This window comes from Myroides phaeus (genome assembly GCF_009799805.1).
GTDB classification, from domain to species: Bacteria; Bacteroidota; Bacteroidia; order Flavobacteriales; family Flavobacteriaceae; genus Flavobacterium; species Flavobacterium phaeum_A.
Genome location: NZ_CP047050.1, coordinates 83,670 through 97,379, shown reverse-complemented (window position 1 = coordinate 97,379; position 13,710 = coordinate 83,670). Strand labels below are relative to the sequence as shown.

Below are 13,710 nucleotides of genomic sequence, written 5' to 3'. Positions count from 1 at the left end.
CAAGTTCGACACAAGTTCGAGATTCCTTAGGAAAACGGTCGTTTTGTCGAAGGAGTGTGGTGGGAATGTGGTAGGAGTGTAGTAGGAGTATCAAAGAAGATTTGAAGAATAATCGATTTATTTTAGTGTAAAGCGACTATATAATGAAGATAGTTTTCTAAAATTAGAGACTATAGTGTTGTTGCCGATAATAGATGTAGCAAAATTTATGAGGAGAGTAGTATAGGGAATTAAGTGGGTTTGAAAAAGTTTCATTTATAGTAAGTTGCATTAATGTAATAGGAAGATTACTTGGGAATTGTAGTATATTTATGGTTTTATTAAAAATTTGCAGAAACAATAGATATGGCACAAAAAGATATAAGATTAGAAGAAATTAAGGAGCTTTATGATCAATTGATAGTTGGTGACAAATTATTGGAGGCTAATGAAGAAGAGAAGGCTATTTTTTATGCAAAGAATCAAAGTTTGTCTGAACAGGTATTATCTATTGTAGAGGAGCTCTTGCGAGAAAATGCCTTAAATGTAGAGGCTCTGTTTTGGAAAATAAGTATTCACAATGGTCCATACTATGATGATGTCTCTGTAATACTTTCTACAGCACAAGAAATTATTGACAATGTGTCAAATGACAAAGAAGCTGTTTTTTCTGCTTACGACTTAATAGCGTGGTCGTATGAACATAAGTTAGAACTAAAAGAGAAAGCAATTGAAGTTTTACACGATAAGTTGATTGAAATTTCAAAGCTAAAAGATGATTATAGTTTACAAGATAAAGAGTTCGGAGATACATATTATAAAATAGCTTTCCTCTACAGAGAGTTGGAAGACTTTAGTACAGCAGAAGCTTTTTATAGAATGAGTTTTGAACACGCTCCAGATCATTATTACACAGGATTTCAAGGTGGTAATCTATTTCTTGAAAGAGGTAAGTATGGAGAAGCTTTTATTTATATGAATTCTTTTTATAATTTTCACAGTAATGCATATTGTAGCGTATTTGTAAAAGCAATAGAAGTAGAATATGAGGCAGGAAAAATAGACAACGAATGGGGATTGCTGTATTTAATGTATGCTATTGCAGTTGATTATCCTACAGAATGTGGGTATAAAAATGTACGTGAGGTTGGTGCAAAGTATGCTTCATTAATTGAAAAAGGATTGGAAGAAAATCCTGATAATGCCTTTGCTTTACAGATGAAGGCAAAGTATTATTTAAGTGTAGAGAAGAATACCAAACGTGCTTTTGAGTATTTGCATCAGTATTTTGATCAAAATAAAAAGATAGAAGGACCTCTTTATTTTATATTTTACGAATTAGGAGAACGTTTAGGTATTGATATTCAAGAGTATGGTTATGAGTTAGATTGTGAAGGTTTTTTCGCATATAATTTAATGACTCTTTTTCTTGAGAAAGGAAGTGAGTATCGCGATAATGACGATATTGAAAAGGCTTTAGTTTACTATGAGAATGCGAGTAATATTGGAAAGTATGCAATTCCTCTTGCAGAAACTTATTTTGAAACTGGTGTTGGTAATAAAGTAAACAACAATAAACACGGGTATGCTTTGATGTGCAATAATTTAGGGATAGTAAGTAAGAATATTGTACAGTTAACAGATGGGAATTATGCCGTTGAAGACTGTGTTGAAGCTTTACAATTGCATAGAAAAGGGTATAAAGCTGCTCCTTTTTGGGAAAATATGGAAAGCGGATTACGTTTGGCTGAATTGATGAAAGAGTATGATGAGGTTGAATATTTTGCTAATGAGTTATTAAGTTATTACGATGTATATAGTGCAACTTATGTAGCAATAAAAGGGAGAATCTTAAAAAACTATTTGAACGCAGGTAAATTTGAACAAGCTGAAGCATATTTTAAAGCGGTTCGTGTTGACTTTGAGTTAAAAGAGATAGAAGATGAAGACGTGGTTGCAGAGGTGATTTATATGGCAGCCGATATGTTTACATATCTGCGTTATGAATTAAAAGATTACCATAGTTCAATCGATATGACCGAAGCCTTTTTTAGTAAGTCTAAGTACGTAGAATTAAATGAAGAGGTAGCTAATATTAATTACTGGTTTAGTTTAGCTTGGGCTTATCACGGATTAGAAGATTTTGAAAAAGCATCAAAGTACTTTGATTTGATGAAGTCAACCTATGAACATAATGAGCGCTATAAAGGGACGCTTGAGGATATTCCGGCAGAGTATAATTTACCTAAAGAAGAGCGAGAAGCGTTGAATCGTTTATGGGTGTTTAATCGGCAAGAAGTTGAATCAATAACTAATTATCCTTTAGAAGATACATTTGGAAATGTAGCCCATTTAAATAAGATTGTTGATTATATAACAGGAGGACGTCAAATAAGAGTAGAAGGTTGGTTAAGTGATGATGTAAATTTGAAGGTAGTCCCAAGAGTACAGCGAAAGGATATTAAGGAAGAAGTTTTTGATACTTCTTTAGATTTCTATTTCCAAAAGGAAAATATTACGATTCGCTTCAATATTGATGAGCGCAATGAACAGATTAAGTCATTTTTTGGGTTAAAGTCAAAAAATGTATGGAAAAAGGAGATGTATGTCTATTATTACTTTTATAAGGAAGGAGAGACAGCATCGAATGATTTTGATGTATTTGGCAATGGCAATAAAGAGTTAGATAGCAAGGCTCAGTTATTTTGGAATGCATTCGTCAGTAAATATTACCAATTAAATAAATAATAAGTAATGATATAAAATCCCAAACAATTTTGTTTGGGATTTTTTGTTTTTAGTCACTAAGCAAAGGAAAATAAAAAGGCTTACAAAAAAAAACGCGTAGTGTTTTATTTTTTTATAGATGTCTGGATTGGAAACAAGAGATTAAACAGTTTAAACTTGCATATTTAACATAGCTAAGAAGAGTGTAAATTATGTTATCATAAAGTAAAATGAAATATTTTAAACTTTATGATTATTGTGTAAAGCTTAGTTTATTAAGTTAATTAATGAATTAATTACAATCTATTTATTATAGTTAGTAGTTTTTGGTATTAAAAGGTAGGTTTGTTTATGTGGTAATGTTCACAAAATGTAGTACTTTGCTATAGCATTCTTCAGGAAATGTGACTTTTTGTGATAAACATTGTCTAAAATGGGACTGAAGAGGCAGGTTGCTAAGAGGTAGATAACAAAAAAACGGAAAATATGCCTAAATATAACAGTATGATTATTTAAAAAATGATATTTATCATATGTTGTATTTGAAGTTTGTTTTAGTTAAAAAGAAGAGTTTGTGACAATTTACGAATTGATTATTGTTAAAATCGCTTATTTTGACTTATAAATATGTTTATTATATACTATTTAATAAATAATATTTAATACAAAACGGCTTTTAGGTTGTTTAATGTTGCGTATTTTTTTCATTTATATGGGATTTTCGCAAATCTAACGTTGATATGTTAAAAACACTTTTAGAATTAGAAATAAGTAATAATTTTGCAGAGCTTTTTAAAATAATTAGAATATGCGAATATTCTAAATATAAGTCCCCACTTAATAAAGCGACACATAGCATAACGAAGTTGTGCTTTGTTGTATCGTTGTGAGGATTTATGATTGTAAAGCAAGCTATAATTCTCACAATGATATGACTGTATTAAACAAAATAAATAGCGTTTTAATCGAGAAAACTAACTTCTTAAAGTTAGTAGGTCTTGTATTAGTTGTTTCTGTTATTCAGTTACTATTTGCTATTTTTGGATTTTCTATCACTTTTATCTGGTTAACTATTCCACTGTTTTATATTTATACAAAATATGAAACAATAGAAAAAAGCAAATTGTGGAAAGAATTAGTTGCTCATTACATTGTTACAATTCTTGTAATGGGAGTGCCATTTAGTGATGATAACTATTATTTTGAAATAGTTAATCTTCCTTATTTAATGTTTTATTCTTTTGCGATCTATACTAATTTAGTTGCAAAGAGAGAACATAGTTTTTCAAATCAAACAATCAATTTTATCGGCGTATTTAGTTTTTACTTATTCATAAGTATTTTTGTACTAAGCTTTTTAACTGTAATGGAATTGACAGGAAGTCGTTTCACTGTTAAGGGGGAGTTTGTAAACAAAGGATTAGTTTTCTTTATGAGTTTGTTTTCTTTGGTAAGCTATTTGAGTTTTACGAATCAAGAAATGGTTCAGGATATGGGAGCTTTATTAAATGATAATATCGCAAGTAGCACTGAAGAGGCTGTTTCTGATTTTGAAATAAAAGAGAAAAAAATTATAAGTTTCTTTAATAACAATAAAGGTTTTTTAGAAACATCGTTTTCATTAGAACAATTAGCTAAAGAAGTAGGGTTAAGTAAACAAGAAGTTTCTGAGGTTATTAATCAGAACCTATATTCGAGCTTTTACCAGCTTTTAGCTAAGTATAGAATAGAATATGCTAAATCATTATTGATGAGGGATAAAAACCTTACTATCGACGCTGTAGTTGATGAATGTGGGCTCTGTTCGAAATCAACATTTAATAAATATTTTAAAATGTACGTTGGGCAAACACCTTCTGTTTTTAGAAGCCAAGTGGCATAGGGCGTAATTGATGTAAATGGAGGAATCGTATTTATATATAATTATTTTAGCAGCGGCAATAATATTGTCGTCAATCTCCTATTTCATTAATAGTAGTTTAGTAGCAAGACCTAAGTCAAGAAGACTTGCCAATGGTTTTTTAGTTTTGTTTACTATTCATTGCTCAATAATTATTTTAACAAGATTCTTCTACAATGATTATATCTTTGTTTATTTAGGATTGCCTTTGAGTCTATTTTACGGACCTTTTTTGTATATCAGTTTAAATGCAATGACAAAAGGGAAGGAAGGTGACTATGTAGTTGGATTTTCAAATTCACTTTTGCACTTTATTCCGGGTATTGTTTTTTTCTTGATTTATGTACAATCTATTTTTATGATTGATAAACTAAGTGTTCCTTATTTAGTTTATTATTATTTAGTATTGTATGTTACGCAGGCAATTCAATTTATGGGATATGCTTTGTACTGTTACGTTCAAGTAGGGAAAGTGACATTAGAAAACCAATCTCGCCTATTAATTTTGAGAATTGTTTGGATTCTTATTTTTATGGCAATGATTTTTATAGGATTAGTTTCTTATAATGCTATTCCAAACAACGATCAGAATATTATTTATATAGGAATGTTCTGTTATTCATTGACTATTTTTCAATACTATGTTCAAAGATTGAAAAATTCTAAAATAGTAGAACACGGAGTTGAGGTTGAGGTTGTTGAAAAAGTAGAGGATACTGCTCCTGTTGTAGAAGTAGTACAGAAATATGAAAAGTCTAAAGTAAATGGAGAACATTTAGAAGACTATAAAGCTTTAGTAGAGAAAGTGATTATTGGTGATAAGTTTTATTTAGATTCTGGTTGTTCTTTAGAACGCTTGGAGAAAATGACAAAAATATCAAAACACCATCTTTCTCAGTTCTTTGCTTTACAATATAACTCACATTTCAATGCGCATATTAATAAGTTGCGTGTGGAATTTGCGAAAAAAGTTTTAAAAGAAAGAAATAATGAAATTACTGTTACTGAATTAGGAGAGTTAAGTGGATTTAATTCGCGCACTTCTTTTTTCAGAGCATTTAAAAAATTCGAAGGGGTTTCTCCTTCTGAATTTATAGAAGAGCAATTACGATTGAACAACAAATAACAACAGATTACCGGAGTTCTAAAGCCACGAACTCCAACAACAACTTAAAAAATCACATCATTTAGCCAATGCATGTGATTTTTTTTTGCTTTATACTGAGTTGTTTTGTTGATAAGTAGCTTTAAATCAATTAGGTATATGTAAAGGTTGATAGTTTTTTAGCTGCACGATTGGTTGCTCTGTCTTTGTAATCATAATCTTAATTTACATTTAAAGGTAATTAGGTCGTAATTAAGTCGTAATTGAGTCGTAATTAGTTCGCTAAAAAGGCTTTTAGGTGAGGTAATTACGAGCTATTTACGGCCTAATTGCGAGTTAATCACCTGTGAGGTATGTTTTGTGTGTTGTAAATCAGGTGTTTACGTAATCTTAATAGGTGGTAAAATATGTAATTTCTATCTGTAGTATATACAGTAACTGCTGCTATTGGTTTTATATGTGGTGTTTTTTTTCTTTTTTACTATTGCTAAGGTAAGGGGTGCTATATTTTGGATCTAATTTTTGTTGTGTTAGTTAGATAGGGTAGGTGCATTAGCTTGTCTTTTTATTGGAGTTTACTTTTTAGCACTATAATCTATCTGTTTTTTTGTATTGTTTGGGACAAGAAAACCGCTGTTTTTTAAAGATTTTGTGTTCAACTTTACTACTACCTCGCGTTTTGGTGCGTTTTTTATACCGCTGTTTTAGATTTTTTATCAGTTTTATTGGTGTTTTTATCATTCAAACTTATTTTTTCTTCCATCTAAAGTAATTTTTTTTACTGCTTTTTTGTGTTAGTAGTTTAAGGTATATTTTTCGATTAATTAAATGATTTTTAAGCGGTTTTTTCAAGTAAAAGTACGCCTGTAGATGATGTCTTAAATCGGCTGTATTCGTTTTTTACAATATATAGTAGAATATATACTAAAAGGCTGATTAGTAGTACTCTGTTACAGGGATTGAGGCGTGTTTCATATTCTTGGGAGGTATGACGTACTAAGAAAACGCAACCTTTACTACGTTAATTATCAACACTTTTGCATTGTTAAATCGGATGTACATATAATGATGTCAGCCAGTTTAAAAACAACAAAAAAAATAGTTTAAAATATGAAAAGAAAATTATTTACAAAGGTCTTGGCGACAATGATGCTTCTCTTAGGAATAAGCGGAAGTGGTTTAGCACAGTTCAAGATCGGTGAAGACTTTACTAAATCAACAACTACAGAGAACAATGTAGTTTTTCTTAAAAATGGAAAAGGAGTAGTTACTTCTTATTTAACTGCAGCCAAAGGTATTGATGCTGATGGTGATGGGTGGTTGCGTTTAACTGAGGATAAGTTACAACAAAGTGGTGGAGTTATCTTTGATGAGCGTTTTCCCTCTGATAAAGGAGTTGTTTTAGATTTCGAATATAAGACATGGAGGAATTTAGTAGGAGATTCTCAAGTACCAGAAGGATTTGCACCCAGAGGAGGAGATGGTTTTACTGTTTTTCTAATTGATGGAAGTGTAGAAGGTAAAGATGTTGTTGTAGGTGGTGATGGACATCATTTAGGTTATGGAGGTCAATTAAATGATCCCTATGAAGATACTAAACCTGTAACTGGAGCTTATTTAGGTTTGGGATTAGATGAGTATGGAAATTACATTTTTGAAGGAACGAACGGGTATTATGCTTTAAATGGATTACAAAATAATAATTGGATTGAAGGTTACGACAAGGAAGTAATGCGTTACAAGTTCGTAAACTCAGTTGGTTTGCGTGGTAGTGCAAATTATAAAGGACAGATTACACCTTTAATTGCTTATAAGACATTAAAGGAAAATGAAGGAGGAGTTGGTTTTTCTAAATTAACAAGTGTTAGACCAAATGACCGATCATTCTATAGACGTGTTCAAATGGAACTTTATAAGTATAAAAGTGGTTATAAAGTAGAGGTTAGATGGAAAAGAGATAATAAGTCTACTACACCATTTGAAGAATTATTTACAGCTGAATACGATGAAGTACCAAGTGAGTTCTTAAAAATAGGTTTTTCAGCTGGTACAGGTTCGGCAGTAAATAATCACGAGATCAGAGGACTTTCAGTTTTTATGCCAGAGGGTGTTAAGGTTGAAAAGTTTGTAGATAAAGAAAGTACAATTGTAGGAGAGAATCTTACGTATAGGATTGAAGTTAGAAACTTATCACAAGGACAATATAAAGGTGTTGTTTTAAATGATTTATTAGGAGCTATTTCAGACAGTTTTGAGGTTAAAGAAATGTCATTTAAAAGTGAGACAGGGTCTACTTTTACAAATGCTGGGGGATTTGATAAAAATCTAAAACAATTAGAAAACATTAAAGTAGACTTGGATAGTAGAGATGCTGCTGTATTCACAATAAAAGGTACAATTGTTAGAATGCCAGTAGGAGGTGTAATTAAAAACACTGCAACTATTAATGTTGGTGCTTTAAAATTTTATAATGAAAAAGAGGCAATTGGTATTGGGCGTTTAGAAAGCACTGTAGAAACACAAGTTTCATTTGTAGGTGATGATTTTTGTGAAAACGAAGGAGATAACTTTATTTCAGGATATCACTCAACGATTATTAAAACAGCACATGGTTTTGAAATTTTTGGGGAACGTTCTATGCCAACAGGAGGACAAGGAGATGACTTTTACGTGCCTACATTAATTTGTCCTGAGAAAGGATTTGACTTTAAAGGAAGTCCATTACATGCAACTTTAGGAGCGAGAGATTACGATAATAGTCAGAATTTTTTACTGACAACAGATGGTTTATATGTTTGGGGAAGTAATGGTTATCAACAAGGTGGAGGATCACATTATTCAGTAGTTTCTCCTGCATTAGTTAATACTTCTAAATTTCAAAAAATGACATTGCCAACTGGTGTGACTCCGAAAATGGTGCGTTATATGACAGCATCACATAGGGTTCTTGCTTTGTTGTTAACAGATGGTAGAATTATGATTAATGGTACTAAATCTGAATTATATGGAGACGGTACAAGCGAGATAGATGGTAATTGGCATACAGTAAGTAAATCAGGAAATACACCTTTATTGGAGGTTGAAAAAATGAAAGTTCATACAAGCGGTGGGTTTGCTTATACTAAGGATGGAAAATATTATGCATGGGGAAGTGTTGTTTATAATGGAAGTTACAGGAATTCAAATTATGGATATAGTTATGCTGAAGAAGTAAGCAGTCCATTTAAAGGAGAGCCTGAAATGATTGCAATAACAGGTCATGGAGAGGATTCTTTGGTTAGCTACTTTACTCTTGCTAAAGATGGAAAAGTTTATTCTATGGGTAGTAATAGTAATGGAGAGCTTGGGGTTGGTGATCTTAATGAAAGAGTAAATTGGGAAACTGTTAAGACAGAAGACGGCGAGGATTTAAAAGATATAAAATATTTGAATGCACAAGATCATGCTTCTTATCAAACAGCAGCTGGGGCAATTAATAAATACGGAAGAGCTTATTTTTGGGGGAATAATGCTTATAATATGTTAGGTCAAGATCAAGATGTTAAGTATAATATACCATCTGCAACAGAGCCTCAAGGATTAGATAATAACCGCGTTGTTTACTTAGAAGTTGGTGGACATACGGGAATGATTGTGAATGATAATAATAAGTATTGTTATGTAGGACACAAAGTAAATGGTAGTATGGGAGATGGTAGAGAAGAAGAGGACCGAAATTTTACCGTTCATACTTTCGACTGTGAAAATACAGCAAACGTAGTAGAAATGTGTGGTAAGATTGAGATTGAACCAGAGCCAGGATTATTAATTCATAAAGTTGGAACATATGTAGATAGTAATAAGGATGGAAAGGTTAATGTTGGAGACCACATAAACTATACGTTCACAGTTAGTAATACAGGAAATACAATTTTAAAGGATATTTCTTTAACGGATGGTAAAATTAAGTTAACAGGTGGGCCTATTGAAACTTTAAATCCGAATGGAATAGATAATGGTACTTTTTCAGGTGTTTATGAGATAACACAAGTAGATATTGATCGTGGAGGAGTATTTAATATAGCATTAGGTACAGCTAAAGATCCAAATGATAAGCCAATTGTATCTAAGTCAATAGATCCAGAACCTTTACATCCTACGGATCCTAATTATCCATTAGAAGATCCTAAGTATAAAGATTGTGCTACGTGTACAGTTACAACATTACCACAAGATCCATCGATTACTTTAGTTAAAGTAGGTGTTTTTGATGAAGATACGCCAGGGGATAATGGAAATGGAATTATCAACTATACGTTTACTATGACGAATACTGGAAACGTAACATTGAATACTGTTGAGTTAATAGATTTTGATATTGATCCTTTTAAGCCTGTATTTAAGGAAGAACAAGGAACAGGAAGTTTAGAAGTTGGTAAGAGTTGGACTGCTACTTTTAAATATTCAGTTACAGATGCAGATATGGATTTAGGATATAAATTCAACCAAGCTTTAGTGATGGCAAAATCTCCAAGAGACAAAGAGGTTGAAGCTGAATCAGGAACTGAGATAGGAAATGAAAATCCTACAATTACAGAAGTAGAAGGTGGTGGACCTTTAATGACTAACCCACACATTTATCACAAAGTACAATAATTTTAATTAAGACGTTTAAGACACAAAAATATATCGTTATGAAAAAAAGAATACTTTCAGCTGCTTTATTAATGGGAGCAATAGCGGCAAATGCACAGGTTGGTATTGGAGTAAAAGAACCAAACTTATCTGCTGAGTTAACTATTGAAGCACATAATCGTGGATTGTTAATTCCAAATGTAAAGTTGAATGGAGCTTTCGATAGTGAAAGGATTTCAAACGGAAACGTAGTAAGTTTATTAGTATATAACACTAATACAACAAAACTTAATGATAAAACAAAAGATTTAAAACCAGGTTACCACTATTGGGATGGAAAAAGATGGGCTCGTTTAACAGCAGAGCAAGATATTCCTCAGATCGTAGTGAATCATTTTCAAGATATTTTAAATTTAGATGAAGGAAGTGTTACTAATTTAATCAAAGCAATTTTTAAAGGAAAGCTTTCATTAGATGGAGGACTTGAGTTCAAAGATAAAAATAGTGCTGCTGCAAATTTATTATTAGCTAATGCTGGTATTCAAATTGCGGATGGTGGTGTTACTCCTCAAAAAATAAAAGAAGGTAAGCCAGGTGAAGTTTTAGTTACTGATGCTAATGGAAAAGTTAAATGGGTAAAAGGGAAAGATGCAGTAGTTGAAAAACTGGTTAAAGATAATGAGACGATCACAACATTAGTAGATAATGGTGATGGTACTATCACATATACAAATGAAGCAGGTGTAAAAGTTACTGTTGATTTAGCTAAAGGACCTAAAGGAGACAAAGGAGAAGATGGTAAGTCAGCTAAAGTTGTTGATAACGGAGATGGAACAGTTACTATTACAGATGGTAGTGGTGGAACAGCTATTGTTAAAAATGGTAAAGACGGAATTTCAGTAACAACAGTTGTTGAGAAAGACGGTACTATTACAGTTAAAGAAGGAGAAAAAGTAGTTGGAACTATCGTAAACGGAAAAGACGGTAAGTCAGTTACAGTAGTAGATAACGGAGATGGAACAGTTACTATTACAGATGGTAATGGAGGAACAGCTACAGTTAAGAACGGAAAAGATGGTAAAGACGGAATTTCAGTAACTACAGTTGTAGAGAAAGACGGTACTATTACAGTTAAAGAAGGAGAAAAAGTAATTGGAACTATCGTAAACGGAAAAGACGGTAAGTCAGTTACAGTAGTAGATAACCAAGATGGTACAGTTACTATTACAGATGGTAAAGGAGGAACAGCTACAGTTAAGAACGGAAAAGATGGTAAAGACGGAATTTCAGTAACTACAGTTGTAGAGAAAGACGGTATTATTACAGTTAAAGAAGGAGAAAAAGTAATTGGAACTATCGTAAACGGAAAAGACGGAAAAGATGGTAAAGACGGAAATTCAGTTACAACAGAAATCGGAAAAGACGGTGAAATCATCGTTAAAGAAGGAGAGACAGTAGTTGGAACTATCGTAAACGGAAAAGACGGAAAAGATGGTAAAGACGGAAATTCAGTTACAACAGAAATCGGAAAAGACGGTGAAATCATCGTTAAAGAAGGAGAGACAGTAGTTGGAACTATCGTAAACGGAAAAGACGGAAAAGACGGAAATTCAGTTACAACAGAAATTGGAAAAGACGGTGAAATCATCGTTAAAGAAGGAGAGACAGTAGTTGGAACTATCGTAAACGGAAAAGACGGAAAAGATGGTAAAGACGGAAATTCAGTTACAACAGAAATCGGAAAAGACGGTGAAATCATCGTTAAAGAAGGAGAGACAGTAGTTGGAACTATCGTAAACGGAAAAGACGGAGTTGATGGTAAGTCAGTAGTTGTATCAGAAAAAGTAAATGGAGTTGTAACTATTACAGATGGTGATAACAAAACTGTTGAAATTAAAGACGGAGTTGACGGAGTTGACGGAAAAGACGGAGTTGATGGAAAAGATGGAGTTGATGGAAAAGATGGAGTTGACGGAACAAACGGAGTTGACGGAACAAACGGAGTTGATGGTAAGTCAGTAGTTGTATCAGAAAAAGTAAATGGAGTTGTAACTATTACAGATGGTGATAACAAAACTGTTGAAATTAAAGACGGAGTTGATGGAAAAGACGGAGTTGATGGAAAAGATGGAGCTGATGGAAAAGATGGAGTTGACGGAACAAACGGAGTTGATGGTAAGTCAGTAGTTGTATCAGAAAAAGTAAATGGAGTTGTAACTATTACAGATGGTGATAACAAAACTGTTGAAATTAAAGACGGAGTTGATGGAAAAGACGGAGTTGACGGAAAAGATGGAGCTGATGGAGTTGACGGAACAAACGGAGTTGATGGTAAGTCAGTAGTTGTATCAGAAAAAGTAAATGGAGTTGTAACTATTACAGATGGTGATAACAAAACTGTTGAAATTAAAGACGGAAAAGATGGAAAAGACGGTATCGGTGGGAAAACGATACCTGGAGATAATACTGTTACAATTACAGGAGAAGGTACAGAAGAAGATCCTTACAAAGTAAGCGCTAATTTTCCAGTTGTTAAGCCTGCAGATGGTAAGGAAAATAACAGTAATGTTATAGTGACTGAAGGAGTTGAAAACGGTGAAAAAGTATACACTGTAGATGTGAAAGCAGCTATGCCTAAAGTATTCTATATGCCACCAGTAATGTTTGATACTTCAAAAGCAGAAACAGGTAAAACAAGAAACTTGTACGCAGAGTATAAAGCAATGTTTACAGGGGATTTAAGTGAAAATGTAGTTGATACACCTAGACCACAAAAGCCTATGGTTAAGTCTGATGGAGCAGCTACAATTCCAGTATTTGCAGCAAACGAATTAGATTTCTTTGTTCCTTATTATGATCCAACTGTTTTTGATAATGTTTCGGTTAGTAAGGAAGGTGTTTTAACTTATGATATTATCAAGAAAGCAAAATACGGTGCATTTATGACTGTAGTATTTGTTGTGAAAGATCAAAAGGATATTAAATAAGAAAAGTTAATCGTGTTAGTCTTCGGGCTAACACGGTTTCTTTAAAAATAAGAGTTTGAAATTATACTACGTGCCGTAGATTAAGTTATAAAGTTGTATTCTAAATAAGGGATTATAACAATTAATAGCATAATAACAAGGTGTTTTAAGTAAATATGGTACAATAGTTGCTATATGACTTATGCCTAAGGCTGTGATTCGAGAAGTTTAAATTCTTAAACCTTTGATAATAAGAATGTTTTACTGTATTCTGTCTTCAGAAAGTCAAGTTAGAATGAGGATGTGGTAAAAGATAGAGTTAGTACAAAGGGAGAATTGTTAAAAGGTGTTTTAAACAAGAAGACACAAAAGGTATTCGTAGAAAAATAATATACAGATTGTAAGTTTTGGGGGTAATT

The 13,710-nt window shown here is 32.4% G+C and carries 5 protein-coding genes; all 5 read left to right on the top strand.

Annotated elements, in window-relative coordinates; all coding sequences use genetic code 11:
• Positions 1-345 precede the first annotated feature (345 nt).
• A complete protein-coding gene (locus GQS07_RS00380; RefSeq protein ID WP_158209168.1) occupies positions 346-2,727 on the top strand; it encodes a hypothetical protein in 2,382 nt (793 codons plus the stop codon).
• Between the two features lie 910 nt (positions 2,728-3,637).
• Positions 3,638-4,588 carry a helix-turn-helix domain-containing protein gene (locus GQS07_RS00375; RefSeq protein WP_158209167.1) on the top strand — a complete coding sequence of 317 codons (951 nt, stop codon included), beginning with the start codon at positions 3,638-3,640 and terminating at the stop codon, positions 4,586-4,588.
• 16 nt (positions 4,589-4,604) lie between these two features.
• The gene (locus GQS07_RS00370; protein ID WP_158209166.1) at positions 4,605-5,732 is read left to right on the top strand and encodes a helix-turn-helix domain-containing protein; all 1,128 of its coding nucleotides are present in this window, start codon (positions 4,605-4,607) and stop codon (positions 5,730-5,732) included.
• Positions 5,733-6,821: 1,089 nt separating this feature from the next.
• The gene (locus tag GQS07_RS00365; protein WP_158209165.1) at positions 6,822-10,346 is read left to right on the top strand and encodes a DUF11 domain-containing protein; all 3,525 of its coding nucleotides are present in this window, start codon (positions 6,822-6,824) and stop codon (positions 10,344-10,346) included.
• Between the two features lie 38 nt (positions 10,347-10,384).
• Positions 10,385-13,312: a hypothetical protein gene (locus GQS07_RS00360; protein WP_158209164.1), complete on the top strand. Its 2,928-nt coding sequence runs from the start codon at positions 10,385-10,387 to the stop codon at positions 13,310-13,312.
• Positions 13,313-13,710 lie beyond the last annotated feature (398 nt).